We start from the raw sequence: 16,509 nt of genomic DNA, 5'->3' as shown, positions 1-16,509 counted from the left end.
TGAGGAGGGGCACCCCTGTCAACGCTATCGATTGAACTGAATCAATCTTCTATGCATGTTCAGTCTACGAAGGTGAGTCCCCAAGTTGTGGAGACATAGCTTGCGCCCCATCCATAGTTGCCGTAGCTCCAACCCCAGTGGTTGGGATCGAGCGTCTGCTCTACCTTGACATAACGGGCATTGACAGCACCATAGAGTACATACCACTGGCTGCTCCAGCTCTCACGATAGGTGCCCTTGCCATTGACATCGCCCAGGTCTACCCAGTTGGCATTGTCCTCGCTCAGATAGAAGCGGAAAGACTTACCGGGAGAACAAGAGAGCTTGAAGGCACCCACCTTGTGTACGGCTCCGAAGTCTACGACAAACGAGGCATTGTCGATATTGAACTGAGAGAACTTCCATGTCGACAGTTTGAGTTCATCCTTATTGTAGTTGACGGCAGAGATACACTTCCAGGCGCTGATGTCGCTCACGGCTGTACCCAGCAGTGCTGTAGGATTGTCCTGGATGAGGCTCTCCTCGGTGGTCACCACGAGATAAGCCACCTGGCTGTCGAGGGTCACCTTGGTGCCGTTGGCATACTCAGCTACGAGTCGCAGCGGAGCCACATAGCCTGCCTCGGTCAGCGTCTGACCCAGCTCGGTGGGCAGCTCCACATGGAGTTGGGCGCCTTGACTTCCAGCAGCCACCGTGGCAGCTGTCACCTCGAGGGCACCAGCCACATTGGCGGGCAGTGACTTGTAGTTCTTGCCGTTCTCGGTGTTGTAGGCATCCACGAGGCTGTTGTCTACGGTAGCCGACACCTTCACATCACTGTCGAGCGCGAAGTGCAGGCTCACGTTATAGTCGGCCTTGACCTCGCCAAAGACTCCCACGGGAGTGCGCACGATGCTGCTCTTGGCTGAGTTTGAGCCTGCGAGATAGACCATATCGTTGGTGGTATGGATGGCTACATAGTAGACGCCCATCTCCTCGCTTGCCACCACGGGACGGTCGGTATCGAGGGACCCCTCCTTGACGGCGGTGAGTCTGAGGGGCACCACATACTCGGGCTCGGTCAGACGGGCACAAGCCTCGGCGGGGATGGTCACCTTGAGAGGTTCGGAGGCCACGTTGGCTCCGGCGCTGATGCCCGTCTTCTCCAGCTGGATGGCAGCGAGCACATCGGCAGGCACGGTGGTGGCCACGCCGTTATATTCCTTGTTATATTCAGATACCATTGTGGTGTCGGGGGCGGCACTAATGGTGATGCTGTCTGCCGAAGCATACTGCAGACGCGCCTTGACGTTGGCGGTGATGTCGCCGAAAGAGCCTACCGGTGTGTGGTAGACGGTACACTCGGTCACTTTGGCTACCGACTGGTCTACGTAGATGAGGTTGTTGTTGGAACCGTCTACATCGTAGGCCTCGTCGTCGCTACAGCCGCTGAGAGTGGCTGTTCCAAGGAACAGCACTCCACAGGCGATATATAATTTGTTCAGTTTCATTGATTGTAAGTTTTATCGGTTAGACGACACTGTATTAGTAGGGGCACTTATGATTGGGCACCCATGATGGTGAGCCACTCTTGGCCACGGCGTTGTATCCATGACCGGTCTGGTCGAGGATCGAACCGTCTTCCTGCTGGTCTGTACCGCAGAAGCGCCAGTATGCGATGAGTCCCGGTGTGTGGGGGTCTACATAGCAGATGTTGTTGAGCAGGTCGGCAGGAGTGCGGGCAACGTTCCATACGCGGAATTCACTTACGCGGCCGTTGAGATAGCGGCCTCCGGCAGAGTAGCCGATGGCGAAGGGACCGTTGTTGTCGCCGTATGAGGTTCCGTAATCATAGCTCCACACGAGCGAGATGTCGCCAGTAGCCTTGACAGGGTCACCCATAGGTTCGCCGTCGAGATACATGGTAATCTGAGAGCCGTCATAGACACAGGCAAAGTGGCACCATTTCTTGGTGGGGAAGTGGGTGGGGAATGTGGTGGGGTGAGCCGTTCCCTTGTCGGGCTTGTCCCAAGAGGGCGCACCGGTCTTGCCACCGGCGAGCTGCAGCTGGTCGGGGTCGCACGATACGTCGCCGAAGCGCAGCAGGAAGTTCTCCTCGCATCCCATCAGTGAAGAGATGTAGGGATTGGTGTGGCAGAAGTCGTTGACATATACTTTGCACTCCATAGTGAGCTGGGAGAGATGACCCAGGGCCTCGTTGTTGCGGAAGCCGGGAACCAGGAATGGCCTGCCGTTGATGTCGGCCACGTCGGTAGTGATGATGGGCACGAAGACGATGTATGCCACCGAGCCAGCCTCGAGCAGATTGCCATCGCTCTTGACGCGCACGGGCAGACAATAGTTCTTGCCTTCCTCAAACTGTGATGGATCGCCTATCATCAACTTGGCCTGAGATGACACAAAGTTACCCGGGGTGATGGTAACGTTGGCATCCTCGATGCTGTAAGCCGATGTGGGAGGCACGATGTAGCTCGAGTTGTTGGCCTTGTTGTAGGCGTCGAGCAGCTCGGGGGCAGCCTCAAAGGTGGCCGTGACGGGGGCGCTCACCTTGCCGGTGCAGGTGACAGAGAGGTCTACCTGGTCGGCGCCCTCAAAGCCCTTGCGTATGGTATTCTTCTGCATGGTGCCCGTGATGTAAACCACATCGCGGTAGTCGCCATTGCTCTCCTGACAGGCGGCGAAGACCAGGGCTACCATAGCCATCATAAATAATCTTATCTTATTCATAATCGTTGTTCTAAATCTTTATACTGTTACTAATCACGGTTTTAGTGGATAGCAGGGTTCTGGATTTGGATGCCGTGGCGCATATTGGCGTAGTTGCTGCATCCATAGCCAGTGTTGATATAGTCGCGGTGCATGAAGAAGGCACCAAAACCACCCTTGCGGCCAGTGCTGGGCTGATAGCGGGCATAATTGAGCAGCTGTCCGCACTCAGCAGCCTTCCAGTTGTCACCCACGTTCTCGGTATAGACCACCTTCTCGGTAGGACAGCCACTGAAGGGCACGCGACCGGGGCTTCCGCCATAGGTCTGGTTGACATACCAGTTGGTAAACTTATTGGTATTGCCGCTGGGGGCACTTCCGTAGTAGTCAATGCAGAGTAGCATGTTGGGGTTGCCCTTGATGGTAAATCCGTCGGGATAGGTAAAGGTGCTGTCGGGCGATGCCATGGGGCCGACGAACTGGCCTACATACTCCACGAAGTAGTCGAGGTTGCCACCGGAGAGCGGGTCGCCCTCAGGCTCATAGTCCATGTCGATACCGTCGAGTCCATTCTCAAAGATGGGACGCAGCAGGTCCTGGGCGTAGGCACGCATGGCTGCCTGGGGGTCGTTCTGCTTTACCCAGATAGAGTCGTAGAACTCTGGACGGGTGCGGATGCGGATGATGGTAGGTACCACGAGCCGGGTACCCTTGACTTCCTGCACATACTTCATCTCACGATATACCTCGGGCAGATAGTGAGTATCTACGTGGGTAGAGTCGTCAGAGGGGATGCCACCCCAGAGTGAGCAGATATCGAGCGAGTCGGGCAGACCGAGGAAGCGGGTAGCCAGCGAGGTGCTCTGGGTGTAGTCGGCGAACCATCCCCAAGCGATGGAATGGTCACTCTTCTTGTAGTCGCGCAAGTTCTTGTAATACTGCGGGCCGTAGGTGGTGGGGGCAACCACCGTGGCGTTCTCTACATCGGTATCGCATGAAGCAAACATGCAGGCGATGAGCAGCAGCGGCATAATATATTTCATTATTTTCATAGATGCTGTCATTTAGGTGATTAATGTTTAGGGTTCTTGTCCCACCAGAGTTTGGTACCGCCATTGTCGGGACCACCGAGCAGACCTACGGCAGCCTGTACATTAGCATTGTTGTTGGAATACTCAGAAGCGGGGAAGCGCAGACGACGAATCTGCAGATTGGTATTTACTGCGCCGTTGCTGGCGTTATGGTCTACGGTGAAGAGCTTGGGATAACCCGTACGGCGATACTCACTCCAAGCCTCCTGACCATCGGGGAAGATGGCGAGATACTTCTGGGTGATGATGCGCTCGAGCTTCTGCTCGGTCTGGGCGTTGTTGTCCCACTTGGGGGTGATGGTGCTCAGCGCCGAGGCGTCGCGACCGTTGCCGCTGTTGTCGGTGAAGGTGGCGGGCACGTTGTTGCTCTCCAGATAGGCATCGGCACCGCTCACGCCACGCTCCTGGAACGAAGCGCGTACACCAGCCTTATAGAGTTCTTCGACCGAGCTTGCGCCCATATCCCATCTGAGCTTGGCCTCAGCTCTGAGGAAGAAGCTCTCGGCTGCCGACATCCACTGTATGGCTGCATTTGACTCCACATTCGCTACCGATGTCTTGGCTGTATAGTCGCTCTGGTTGCGTATCTGCAGACCGGGATAGACGCCGTGGATGCCACCACCGTTGGCGGCTTCGGCGAAGTAGACCTTGGCACGAGGGTCGGCGTAGCCGTTGAGATAGCTGTCGATAGAGGCACCCATGCGCATATCGCCGAAGCTCTGGGTAACCTCCCAGATGGGGTTCAGGTAAGAGTACTTGGCATTGTTGGCATGAAGTGCAGTCTTCTCAAGGAAGCCCAGGCTGTTATCGATAGACTTCTGAGCCTCCTGCTTGGCGAGGGCCTCGTTGGCATAAGCCACGCGGAGAGCCAGACGCAGACGCAGGGTATTGGCAAACTTGACCCAGCTCTCTACATCGCCGCCGAAGACAAAGTCAAAGTTGGCGAGGAGCTTGGCAGAAGCCGATGCCTCATGATAGGAAGTGAGCACGTCGATGGCGTCGTCGAGCTCGGCAAAGAAGGCTTTGTACACATCCTCCTGGCTGTCGTAAGCCACATTGATGCCGGTACCGAAGCGGGTGTAGGGCAGCGGGCCATACATGTCTGCCAGACGGCTCATGCCGAATACCTTGACCACATTGCCCAGAGCTGTCACGGCAGCCGTACCGTTCTTGTCAGAGTTGGTCTTCAGCGAGAGCCAGGGCTGCATCAGATTGGTATAGGTGTCGTTGAAGGGCAGGTTTACCCACTTGTCGGGCATCAGATAATGGGCATTGTGCAGCGAGCCCACATCGTAAGAAGCCTTGATATTGGAGAAATAGCCAGAGAAGAGGCCGCCGGTGAGCATATCCTCTACCTGGTAATCGGCGCCCTTGTCCAGACCTACGATGAATACGTTGTGCTGCATCTGGGAGAAGAAGGCACCGGTATTCATATTGTCGTGGGTCATATCTTCTTCAGTAGCCGAGTTATGGTCAGTGTTCCACTTGTCAAACTCAGACGTACATGAAGAGAGCACTACGGCAGATGCCATGACGGCGAGACTGCCTGTGATGAATTTATTGAGTTTCATAATCGTTATAGGGTCTTTAGAAGTCAACTTTTACAGAGAAACCAAGATTGCGCAGGCTCGGCATCATGAAGTTGTCGATACCGGTGAAGTAGGTACCCGTACTGGCGGTGAGTTCGGGGTCGAACGGAGCCTTGCAGTAGAACATGAGCAGGTTGCGGCCGGTGAAGGCGAGGCGCAGGTTCTCTATCCAGGGCACCCACTTGCTGATGGGCAGACTGTAGCCCACAGAGAGTTCAGACAGACGCACGTTGGTAGCGCTGTAGATGTAGTATGCACCCACGCTGGGACCTATCTTGCTGTAGTAGTCCTGGGCAGGGATGCGGTAGCCGTTGACGAGTGCGCCACCCAGGTCGCGGGCCTCGGCTGTAGTCTTGCTGGCACCGAAGTAGTCCATGTAGCCCTGGGTAATGGATGATACCCGACCACCCACACGGGCACTGATGAGGAAGCCCAGGTCTATGCCCTTCCAGGAGAAGCTGTTGCGCCAGCCCATGTTATACTTGGGATTGACGTTGCCGGCATATACATACTTGCCTTCATCCACACCGGCGATGTTGCGTGAGGTGTAGTCGACGATGAGGTAGCCGTGCTCGTCCATCTTGGGGATGGTGACATAGAGGTCGCCCATAGAGCCGCCCTCGGTGAGGCGCACCTTGACAGAACCCAGATTGAGCATGTCCATGCCGTCGAGCGACACGTTTACCTTGTTGCCGTTGGCAAGGGTGAGCTCGGTAGGAGCGAGGAGTTGCTTGATTTTGTTCTTGTTGAGGGTGTAGGTGAAGGTGCTTGACCACTTCACGGGACCCAGAGGTTGGTTCAGCGTGAGCGAAGCCTCAATACCCTTGTTGTCGATACGACCACCGTTGATAGGCAGCTTGCTGTAACCCGACGAGGCAGACAGTTCGGGAAGGAAGAACTGGTCGGTGGTGCGGGTAGAGTAAAGGCTGACGTTAAGGTTTACCTTGTCCTGCCACAGGTTGGCCTGCAGACCCAGCTCCCATGCCTTGGTGCGCTCGGGCTTCAGGTTGTTGTTGGGATAGTAAGAGGTAGTAGAGGGCGCGGCGTTGGAGTAAGTGTAGCGGGTGAGCGCATAGAACTTCTCGGGTGTGTTACCCACCTCACTGTAGCTGCCACGGAGCTTGAGGAAGGAGAGCACCTTGCTCTTCAGACCAGGTATCATCTCGGTCAGGATGGCGCTCACACCGGCAGAGGGATAGAAGAAGCCTTTGTTGCGATACTGGGTGTTGCCGAGGAAAGAGTCCCAGTCGTTGCGGGCGGTGAGGTCGAGATAGACCATACTCTTATAGCCCACCTGGGCGGTGGCAAAGACACTCTGTACCTGGTGGTGGTAGTTGAGTGCGGGGTCGGCGTCCATGTGTGAGTTGGCGCGGTTTACGGCATTGAGGGTGAAGTTGTTGGCGACATTGAGGAAACCGCCGACATAGGTGTAGCTGGTCTCCACATCCTTGATAGAGGTACCGAGGTTGGCGGTGAGCGAGAAGTCACCGAAGTACTTGTCGATATTCAGGATGGCGTCGCCGTAGATTTGACGGGTGTTGTCGTTGGTGCGGTAATAGGCACCATACTCACCGGCGAAGAGGGGGTCGGTAGAGGCGGCATAGCGTTTCTCATAGATGCCAGAGGTCTTGTCCATCTTGGCACGGCCAGAGAGGGTGATGCCCTTGGCGATATCGAAGGTCAGACCAGCACTGAGGATAAAGCGGTCCTTGTGGTTTTCGGCGATGTCGCGGTTGATTTCCCAGTAGGGGTTCATCATGGAGAGTCCCTGGTTGCCGAAAGGCCAGTACTGGGTCTTGAAGTTGCGTTCGGGGTCGTACTGCTCAAAGGGAGTGTACTTGCGGATATCGTCGCCGGCGGGGAAGAGGTAGACGGGGACGATGGGGTTGAAGTAGAAACCCTGGGATATCATGTTCTGTTCCTTCACACTCATGTACATGGCGCTGAGGTCAAGGTGCAGACGGTCTTTGAGGAAGTCAGTGGTGTTGCGGATGGTGAAGTTGTAGCGCGACATCTCGTTGTTCTCCACGATGCCCTCGGCATTGGTGGTAGAGGCAGAGACAAAGGTCTGGCTGTGCTCCGAACCTACAGAGAAGGTAACCGAGTTGCCCACGTTGTAACCTGTCTGGAAGAAGTCGAGCGGGTCGTAGCTTGAGGGAGTAGCCAGCTTGGAGCCCCAACTTGAGAAGGTGCCGTTGCCGGTCTGTCCGTAAGTGTTCTGGAACTCGGGAGTCACAAAGGGTGAGAAGAAGGAGGTGTTGTTGCTGTAGCTCACGCGCACCTTGCCCACAGTACCCTTCTTGGTGGTAATCATGACCACACCGTTGGCAGCGTCGCTACCATAGAGGGCAGAGGCGGCAGCACCGCTCAGCACCGAGATGCTCTCGATATCATCGGGGTTCACCATAGAGGCGGCGTCGCCGGTCTGGGCGTCACCGTGGTAGGCGTCGGTAGGTTGGTTGGCCTGGAGCGAAGGCATGGGAATACCGTCAATCACGTAGAGGGCGTTGTTGTTGCCGTTGATAGACTTGTTACCACGCATCACCACCTTGACGCCGCCACCGATACCGGCAGCACTGGCGTTGATTTCGACACCTGCCACCTTGCCGGCGAGGGCGTTCATGAAGTTGGCGTCCTTGACACCGGTGATATCCGAGTTCTTGAGTTGCTGCACGTTATAGGTCAGCGCCTTCGACTCTTTCTTGATACCCAGGGCGGTAACGACCACCTCGTTCAGGGTCTTCTCGTCCTGAGCGATGTTTACGGTCAGGTTGTCGCCTTTGGCGGTAACTGACTTGGGCTGGTAGCCGAGATACGACACCTCTATCTTGCTGCCTTCTTCGGCAGAGATGGTGAAGTTGCCGTCCAGGTCGGTCACCACGGCAGCGCCAGTGGCCTTGCTGCGTACGGTAGCGCCTATCACGGGCTCACCGTTCTCGTCGAGCACCTGACCTTTGACGGTCTTCTTGGGAGCCTGGGGGTCCTTGGCAGCGGGTTTGGCTTCACGCTTGAAGATGGTAATCATCTTGTGGTCTATCTTGAAGCCAAGATGAGAACCCAAGACCTTGGTCAACACGTCGCGGACGGGTGTGGCATGGAAGGTGGCTGTCACCTTCTGGCTGGCGTTCACTTCGTCCACTTTGTAGATTACAGACATCTTGGTTTGGCGTTCCACTTCTTTCAATACGTTGCGGAGGCTCTCGTTACTGAACGTCTTGGTAACGGTCTGAGCACTCATGCTGAGCGCACTGAACATCAGTGTGACCAACAGGCAGATGCCGAGCAATTTGCTTTGCTTACTGTTCATAGCAGTTGGTTGTTTTTAGTTAGACAATTTAATATATAGGTTTTATTTTCAGTAGTGTTTAGTAGAGGTGTTTTGGTATTGGCGGGGCGGGGGGCAGTCGCCGATGGGAATCTCCTTACCATCGCGACATACCTGCATGCTTGTGATGCTCTGGAGAGCGTCGAGCACATCGTCTATGGTCTCCTTGTTGCGCAGCGAGATGGCAAACTCCATCTTGCGCAGACGCTCAGAGGTGATAGTGATGTTTACAGCGTAGCGGCGGGAGAGCAGCTTGGCGAGGTCTTCGAGGCTAATCTCAGAGAATTCGGTCATGCCCTGTACCCACGCATGGTGGTCGGTGGTATAGCGGCTCTTGGAGAATTTTCCGGTAATCACATTGAGGCTTACCATATCGCCGGGCTCCATCGTGAGGCGGTCGGCGCCGCGGTCTATCACCACCTTACCCTGCAAGAGGGTCGTGGTGATGTTTTTGTCATCATTGTAGGCAGAGATGTCAAAGCGGGTACCCTTGACCACCACGTCGTAGCCGCGGGTGTTTACCACAAACTCGGCGCCATCGCGCTTGGCGACCTCGAAATAGCCTTGTCCTTCGAGGACTACACGGCGGTTATTGTCACCGAAGCGGTTGGAATAGCGCAGCGAAGAGCCTGCGTTGAGCCATACCAGCGAGCCGTCGGGCAGGGAGAGGCGGGTCTTGCTGCCCATAGGTGCGGTGAGGGTGTAGTAGTGTTCGGGCTGAAGGCTGGTGGCATACCACCCGACAAAAGCCGAGCACAACATAAGCAGCACCACGGCAGCCGCTGCTGCCACACGCCACATTGGCCGGCGCTGCCGACGAGCCTCGGCGCCACACATCCAGTCACAGAAGCGTGTCCATGCGCTTTCGGTGACCATATCGAAGTGTGGGCGCGACGCCCATTCGGCTTCCCAGCTGCGGAAAGTGGCAAGGGCCTCACTGTCCTGTGCGAGGTAATCGAACAGAGCTTTCTCATCTTCGCGGGAAATCTTTCCCTCGAAATACTTGTTGGCCAATGCCTTCATTTCACTTCCCATCAACATTTCTTAATATAACGTTAGTATTGGTTTCACTATTAGGATGGCGCCAGCGGTCTTTCCGAAGACGCCCGAGCACGTCAAAACTGACATACTGTCACTATTGAAACAACCCGTAGACACTTTACCCGCCCTCGGAGATAACTTTTTTTCAAAAATATTTGCACTTTTCTGCTTAAATTCATACTTTTGCACCGTCAATCGTGATGCAAGCGGTCGTCGGAGCCATCTATATAATATATAATAAGGTGTAGCACGCCCGTGGTGACTGAATAAAAAAGTGTAAAAACCATGCGTTTCTATAAGGAACAAAGCGAACTCTTTGAGGGAATACAGAACGGCGACGCCGATGCTTTCGAGTATGTCTTCAAGACGTACTACCCTCGTCTGCGCAATTATGCCAACCGCTTTGTGAGCGATAGCGACGACTTGGAAGACATCCTGCAGAACTGTTTCATCCACCTGTGGGAACGCCGAGACAGCATCACGTTCATCTCCATTTCATCTCTGCTCTTCACCATGGTGCGCAACGGCTGTCTGAACTACCTCAAGCACCAGACGATGGTCAACGGCTACGAGGCAGGCTCGCTCAGCAAGATACCCGGCGCCGAAGAGCTCTACAGCACCGACATGAAGGGCACCACCGACAGCGACACGCTCTACAACGAACTGACCCGCCAGATAGAGCAGGTCATGGAAGAACTGTCGCCGCGCTGCCGCGAGATTTTCACCATGAGCCGCTTTGAAGGACTCAAGAACCGCGAGATAGCCGACCAGCTGGGCATCTCGGTCAAGGTGGTCGAGAAGCACATCACCAAGGCGCTTGCCGTTTTCCGCACCCATTTCAAAACGGGCAGAGCCTCCGCGCTGCTCCTGCTATGGCTCATCGCCATGGCATAATCGCCTCCCCCTCTCTTATTCCATCTCTGCCACGCGCCCCTCGACCTTGGGCGCAGCACTGCGCGTATTCAGTTCGCTGCCAATGGTTTCGGCGAGCGCAGAGACCGTCATCACGACTGCCGTGACCACCACTGGCGGCTCGTAACATAAGGTACGTACGCTCGTGACGCAAGACACGAAGCCGCGTAACATAAGGCACGAGCCCACGTGACTTATGATACGAGCCCGCCATGATGATCACCACGCCGGCGGCGGCACACTCCACGACTGGCAACCCGCTTTCTGCCGAGCCAACCGCCCCTCCACGACCGTCTACCGCCCCTCCACGACCGCCAGACAAGCCCTCCACGGGAGCCGACAGAACGGGCTGGTTGGGGGCAATGACCAAAAAAAATGCAATTTAGTTTTGTATTTCACTCGGTTTGCACTACCTTTGTAGTGGAAAAAGTAAACAAGACTGAAATGAAGATATCCAAAATCATGTCTTTCATGGCCGTGGGCGTGGCTGTGCTCGCGCTGTCGGCCTGTGGCAACAAGAAGTTTGAGGTCAATGGCAACATCAAGGACGCCAAGGACTCCACACTCTATTTTGAGAACCTCAGCCTCAACGGACCTGTAGTCCTCGACTCTGTCAAGTTGGGCGAAGACGGTGCCTTCGACTTCAAGGCCGACGCCACCGACGCCCCCGAGTTCTACCGTCTGCGTATAGCCGGCCAGATTATCAATGTTGCCATCGACTCTACCGAGACCGTCAAGTTCAATGCCTCCTACCCCACCATGTCGGCCGAATACGAGGTCGAAGGTTCGGAGAACTGCAAGAAGATACGTGAACTGGCCCAGAAGCAGCTGCAGCTGCAGCGCACCATCAATGCCCTCGTCGCCAACCCCGCCTTGGGCGTAGACAGCGTGGAAGTGGCTGTGGCCAGAGTGCTCGCCGCTTACAAGGAAGATGTGAAGCTCAACTATATCTACAAGGAGCCGATGAAGAGCTATGCCTACTTCGCGCTCTTCCAGACCTATGTGCTGGGCAACCGTCAGGCGCTCATCTTCAACCCTCGTCTCAACAGCGACGACATCAAGGTCTATGCTGCCGTAGCCACCAGCTGGGACACCTTCCACCCCAATGCTGAGCGCGGCACCAACCTCCACAATATTGCCATCGAGAGTATGAAGGACCAGCGCATCGTGCGCAACGAGCAGGTTGCCAGCCAGATTGACGCCAGCAAGGTGCAGGTGGCCGGACTCATAGACCTCGCCCTCACCGACAACAAGGGTGTGACCCGCCGTCTCACCGACCTCAAGGGCAAGGTGGTGCTGCTCGACTTCCATGTCTTCGCCAGCGAGCAGAGCACCAAGCGCATCATGATGATGCGTGACCTCTACAACAAGTATCATGGCCAGGGTCTGGAAATCTACCAGATTTCGCTCGACCCCAATGAGCACTTCTGGAAGACACAGACTGCAGCGCTGCCCTGGATAAGCGTGCGCGACGAAGCCGGCACCTCTGCCCGCACCTACAACATCATGGGCATTCCGTCGTTCTTCCTGATAGACCGCAACAACAATCTCTACAAGCGCGGAGAGCAGGTAAGCGACATCGACGCCGAAATCAAGAAACTGTTATAAGACCACGGGCTGCCGGGACATAACCTCCAGCCTGCGCTCTATGATATAACGAGAACTTTAAGCATTCATAAAAACATCATCAACCGATGAGCGACCTCTGGTGTGAACCACGGGTCGCTTTTTTTTGATTTACAACTATGTTTTATGATAAAAGAGCGGCGTCATCGGCGTTTTTTTCGTAATATTGCATATTAACTTGTCAACTGCGATGGATATACTTACACGATTCAAGCATTGCCCCGTGTGTGGAGGCAGTCTCCAACCCGACTCAGCGAAGAGTATGCGCTGCCACAACTGTGGCTTCGAATACTTTGTCAATGCCAGCGCAGCCTATGTGGCGCTCATCTACGACGAGCGTGGCAGGCTGCTCGTGGTGCGCCGTCGCTGCGAGCCCGCCAAAGGCACGCTCGACCTGCCGGGAGGCTTTGCCGACATGGGCGAGACGGTAGAAACTGGCGTGGCGCGCGAGGTAAAGGAGGAAACGGGGCTCACCGTGACCGCCATGGACTACCTCTTCAGCCAGCCCAACCGCTATCTCTACAGCGGCATCGACATCCCCACACTCGACCTCTTCTTCCGCTGTCGCGTAGACGACATCTCGACGCTCGCTGCCGGCGACGACGCCGCCGAGACCCTGTGGCTCGCCCCCGACGAGATACACCCTGACGACTTCGGGCTCACCTCCATCCGCGAGGGAGTGAAACGCATAATCAATAACAATCAGATATAAGCATGAAAAATATCAGAACCATCTTACTCGCCATGGCCCTGACCACAGCTACAGGCAGCATGGCACAGAGCGACCTGCAACAGCAGTTTGCCAACCCGCCCCAAGAGGCGAGACCTCGTGTGTGGTGGCACTGGATGAACGGCAATATCTCCAAGTATGGCATCAAGAAAGACCTGGAGTGGATGCACCGCGCCGGAATAGCCGGTATCCATGTCTTCGATGCCGGTCTGAACACGCCGCAGATAGTGCCCCACCGCATCACGTACATGACGCCCGAGTGGAAAGATTGCTTCCGCTACGCCGTGCACATTGCCGACTCGCTGGGCATGACGATGGCCATCCCCAGTTCGCCAGGCTGGAGCAACACGGGCGGTCCCTGGGTCACTCCCCACGATGCCATGAAGAAGATCACGTGGCGCGCGGTGAGGGTAAAGGGTGGCAAGAAACTCACCGTCAATCTCCCCGGTATCTACACCACCACCGGACACTTCCAGAACGTAGAAAACACCAACAGCCCTGAAACCTTCAGTCAGCAGATAGGCATCGTGGCAGTGCGTATGCCCGATACCGACATCGATATAGCCTCTCTCAACCCCACCATCACGGTGAGCAAGGGTGAGCCCACGGTGGCACAACTCACCGACGGCGACTACAGCAAGGGTACCCGCGTGGAACCCGACGCCGAGGGCAACATCTGGGCACAGTACACCTTTGAGAAGCCCGTAACCATCAAGGCGCTGTCGCTCTCGGACGGCAACAACCGCAGTACCTGGAACAGCTGGTCGGCACCGCTGTACTACCGCTTGGAGACGAGCAACGACGGCAAGACATTCACCAAGGTATGCGACATCCCGCAGAGCGGTACGTTCCAGCAGACCATCGACCTGTCTCCCACCACGGCACGCTGCTTCCGCGTGGTATGCCAGCTGCCGCAGAAAGACAAGCAGGGCGAGTATGTCAACCTGATGGAGTATAACCTCTACACCACCAGCCGCATCAACTTTGCCGAGGAGAAGGCTGGATTTACCTCCTTCGGCGACCTCGACCAGTACCCATCACGCCCCGACAGCGACGTGTCGGCTGCAGGCGATGTGGTGGTGCTCACCGACAAGGTCGACGCCGACGGACGCCTCACCTGGAACGCCCCACGTGGCAACTGGGTCATCTACCGCTTCGGTACGTCGCTCTTCGGTTCGCGCAACGGCCCTGCCTCGCCCGAAGCCACGGGTCTGGAGGTCGACAAGATGGACCGCGAGGCTGTGCACAAGTATATCGAGCACTATATAGACCTCTATCGCGACGCCTCTGGCGGCAACATCGGCAAGCGCGGCATCCAGTATCTGCTCATCGACAGCTACGAGCCCGGCAAAGCCACATGGACCCTGCAGATGCCGGCACAGTTTGAGCGTCGGCGCGGCTATAGCATCTATCCCTGGCTGCCCGTGCTTACCGGCGTCATCGTGGGAAGCGTGGAGCAGAGCGAGCAGTTCCTCTACGACTATCGCCAGACCATCGGCGAGCTCATGGACGAGTCGCTCTACGCCGAGGTGGCTGATGCCGCCCACCGTCATGGCATGAAAATCTATATCGAGTCGCACGAGAACGGACGCCAGATGCTCGCCGACGGTATCAGCGTCAAGGCGAAAGGCGACATCCCTATGGGCGCCATGTGGGCAGAGAAGCGCGCCGACCTGAGCATGTATGAGTGCGACCTGCGCGAGACCTCCTCTACCGCCCACATCTATGGCAAGAAGTATGTGGCTGGCGAGTCGTTCACCGCCGACGGCCGCCACGAGATGTGCTATACCTTCTATCCCGGCAACCTCAAACCCATCGCCGACTACATGATGTCGTGCGGTCTTAACCGCTTCATCATCCACGAGAGCGCCCATCAGCCCGTCGACGACCGCAAGCCCGGACTCGCTCTGGCTATCTACGGCCAGTGGTTCAACCGCCACGAGACCTGGGCAGAGCAAGCCCGCCCATGGACCGACTATCTCGGCCGCTCCAGCTACATGATGCAGCAGGGCAAATACGTGGCAGACATCGCCTACTACTATGGCGGCGACAACAGCGTCACCGGCCGCTTCGCCCACAACCATCCCGCCATTCCCCGTGGCTATAACTTCGACTACGTGAACCCCGGCGCGCTCATGGACGTGTTCGGCTACGACGGACAGAAGCTCACTACCAAGGCAGGAATGAGCTATCGACTGCTGGTAATAGACCGCCAGGTGACACGGATGACCGTCGACGAGCTCAAGGCGATAGCCCGCCTCGCCAAGGCTGGCGCCCCCATCTGCGGCAAGCGCCCCACCATACAGCCCAACCTCAAGGGCGACGACGCCGAGTGGCACCGCCTGGTGGCAGAGATATGGGACAGCAACCGCGCAAACGTGATGGAAAACCTGTCGATGGAAGAGGCACTCGCCAAGACGGGCGTGGCTCCTGACTTCAGCTTCGTGGCAGCCGACAAGGACAAGGCTACGCCCGACAGCATACGCTGGATGCACCGCCGCACGGCAGACTCGGAAATCTACTGGGTGGCCAACGCGATAGACCAGCCCAAGCGCATCACAGCCTCATTCAACGTGACCGGCAAGAAGCCCATGCTCTGGAACGCAGAGAACGCCTCTATCAAGCCCGTGGGCTATACTATGGCTGACGGCCATACCAGCATCGACCTTGACCTCGACCCCTACGGTGCGCTCTTCATCGTCTTCACCGAACCTACCGACGAGAAGCACCTGGCCATCTCCCACGCCGAGGAACAGGAAGTGATGACGCTCGACAACGACTGGCACGTCTACTTCGGTGGTGTGCAGGACACTCCCGAGAGCATCGAGATGCCCACCCTGCGCTCGCTCACCGAGAGCGATGATGCCCAGATACGCTACTTCTCAGGCACGGCTGTCTATACCCGTGACTTTGACGTCAAGGGATATAACAAGCGCGCCACCTACCGCCTCGACCTGGGCGGAGTGGGCTGCATGGCAGAGGTTTACCTCAACGGCCAGATGCTGGGAATACTCTGGAAGGCGCCCTACGCCATCGACATCACGCCCGCACTCAAGAAGAAGGGCAACAAGCTCGAGGTGCGCGTCACCAACCTGTGGGCCAACCGCGTCATAGGCGACAAGCAGCCCGACAAGAAGAAACGCTACGCATGGGCATCCTACAACAATGCCTTCAGAGCTTCGTCGAAGCCTCTCCCCGCAGGTCTGCTGGGCGGCGTACGCCTGCTCTGCACCCCTGCCGGCAAGTAGCACCCCCACCCTCCGGCTCACCGTCGGAGGGGAACACATAGACACGATGCCGCCGAAGCGCCGCACCCGACCAGACATGGCATAGAGCCACGCAGCATGGTCGGCGGCGGACTTCGGCGGCATTGTCGTATGGATGCAGCCCCGCCCCACGCGAAAAATCTTTTGCCCGCGGCCAACAATAATCATGAATTTATAGGCAGAGTCTGAAGAAAATGGCGTATATTTGCACTTGATGCCCGCC

At 56.6% G+C, this 16,509-nt stretch carries 10 protein-coding genes; 4 read left to right on the top strand and 6 right to left on the bottom strand.

Annotated features, from left to right (window positions below; genetic code table 11):
- Positions 1–59: 59 nt before the first annotated feature.
- The 6 genes from CIK94_RS11420 to CIK94_RS11395 are packed head-to-tail and all read right to left on the bottom strand — an operon-like array spanning position 60 to position 9,752.
- Positions 60–1,490: a BT_3987 domain-containing protein gene (locus CIK94_RS11420; protein WP_094387940.1), complete on the bottom strand. Its 1,431-nt coding sequence runs from the start codon at positions 1,488–1,490 to the stop codon at positions 60–62.
- A gap of 34 nt (positions 1,491–1,524) precedes the next feature.
- Positions 1,525–2,727: a DUF1735 and LamG domain-containing protein gene (locus CIK94_RS11415; protein WP_094387043.1), complete on the bottom strand. Its 1,203-nt coding sequence runs from the start codon at positions 2,725–2,727 to the stop codon at positions 1,525–1,527.
- A gap of 41 nt (positions 2,728–2,768) precedes the next feature.
- Positions 2,769–3,749: a glycoside hydrolase family 18 gene (locus CIK94_RS11410; protein WP_158214704.1), complete on the bottom strand. Its 981-nt coding sequence runs from the start codon at positions 3,747–3,749 to the stop codon at positions 2,769–2,771.
- Positions 3,750–3,778: 29 nt separating this feature from the next.
- On the bottom strand, positions 3,779–5,368 hold the full coding sequence (locus CIK94_RS11405; protein ID WP_022310602.1) for a RagB/SusD family nutrient uptake outer membrane protein: 1,590 nt from the start codon (positions 5,366–5,368) through the stop codon (positions 3,779–3,781).
- 16 nt (positions 5,369–5,384) lie between these two features.
- Positions 5,385–8,693: a SusC/RagA family TonB-linked outer membrane protein gene (locus CIK94_RS11400; protein WP_094423091.1), complete on the bottom strand. Its 3,309-nt coding sequence runs from the start codon at positions 8,691–8,693 to the stop codon at positions 5,385–5,387.
- A gap of 48 nt (positions 8,694–8,741) precedes the next feature.
- A complete protein-coding gene (locus CIK94_RS11395; RefSeq protein ID WP_094423090.1) occupies positions 8,742–9,752 on the bottom strand; it encodes a FecR family protein in 1,011 nt (336 codons plus the stop codon).
- Positions 9,753–10,037: 285 nt separating this feature from the next.
- Here CIK94_RS11395 and CIK94_RS11390 point away from each other — a divergent pair, with 285 nt between their 5' ends.
- The 4 genes from CIK94_RS11390 (at position 10,038) to CIK94_RS11375 (ending at position 16,268) form a co-directional block, all read left to right on the top strand.
- Positions 10,038–10,646 carry an RNA polymerase sigma-70 factor gene (locus CIK94_RS11390; protein ID WP_094387023.1) on the top strand — a complete coding sequence of 203 codons (609 nt, stop codon included), beginning with the start codon at positions 10,038–10,040 and terminating at the stop codon, positions 10,644–10,646.
- Between the two features lie 462 nt (positions 10,647–11,108).
- The gene (locus tag CIK94_RS11385; RefSeq protein WP_022310606.1) at positions 11,109–12,272 is read left to right on the top strand and encodes a TlpA disulfide reductase family protein; all 1,164 of its coding nucleotides are present in this window, start codon (positions 11,109–11,111) and stop codon (positions 12,270–12,272) included.
- Between the two features lie 208 nt (positions 12,273–12,480).
- Complete coding sequence (locus CIK94_RS11380) at positions 12,481–13,002, top strand: NUDIX domain-containing protein (protein WP_094387034.1); 522 nt, start codon at positions 12,481–12,483, stop codon at positions 13,000–13,002.
- 2 nt (positions 13,003–13,004) lie between these two features.
- Positions 13,005–16,268 carry a glycosyl hydrolase gene (locus tag CIK94_RS11375; protein WP_254046211.1) on the top strand — a complete coding sequence of 1,088 codons (3,264 nt, stop codon included), beginning with the start codon at positions 13,005–13,007 and terminating at the stop codon, positions 16,266–16,268.
- Positions 16,269–16,509 lie beyond the last annotated feature (241 nt).

It is taken from the genome of Prevotella sp. P4-51, assembly GCF_002251455.1.
GTDB lineage: Bacteria > Bacteroidota > Bacteroidia > Bacteroidales > Bacteroidaceae > Prevotella.
Note: the sequence above shows the minus strand (reverse complement) of the source record. Positions and strands in the feature narration are given on the sequence as shown.

Excerpts from the sequence above, each read along its gene's own strand:
- CIK94_RS11420 (WP_094387940.1), bottom strand. The coding sequence starts at position 1,490 with ATGAAACTGAACAAATTATATATCGCCTGTGGAGTGCTGTTCCTTGGA.
- CIK94_RS11415 (WP_094387043.1), bottom strand. The coding sequence starts at position 2,727 with ATGAATAAGATAAGATTATTTATGATGGCTATGGTAGCCCTGGTCTTC.
- CIK94_RS11410 (WP_158214704.1), bottom strand. The coding sequence starts at position 3,749 with ATGAAATATATTATGCCGCTGCTGCTCATCGCCTGCATGTTTGCTTCA.
- CIK94_RS11405 (WP_022310602.1), bottom strand. The coding sequence starts at position 5,368 with ATGAAACTCAATAAATTCATCACAGGCAGTCTCGCCGTCATGGCATCT.
- CIK94_RS11400 (WP_094423091.1), bottom strand. The coding sequence starts at position 8,693 with ATGAACAGTAAGCAAAGCAAATTGCTCGGCATCTGCCTGTTGGTCACA.
- CIK94_RS11395 (WP_094423090.1), bottom strand. The coding sequence starts at position 9,752 with ATGTTGATGGGAAGTGAAATGAAGGCATTGGCCAACAAGTATTTCGAG.
- CIK94_RS11390 (WP_094387023.1), top strand. The coding sequence starts at position 10,038 with ATGCGTTTCTATAAGGAACAAAGCGAACTCTTTGAGGGAATACAGAAC.
- CIK94_RS11385 (WP_022310606.1), top strand. The coding sequence starts at position 11,109 with ATGAAGATATCCAAAATCATGTCTTTCATGGCCGTGGGCGTGGCTGTG.
- CIK94_RS11380 (WP_094387034.1), top strand. The coding sequence starts at position 12,481 with ATGGATATACTTACACGATTCAAGCATTGCCCCGTGTGTGGAGGCAGT.
- CIK94_RS11375 (WP_254046211.1), top strand. The coding sequence starts at position 13,005 with ATGAAAAATATCAGAACCATCTTACTCGCCATGGCCCTGACCACAGCT.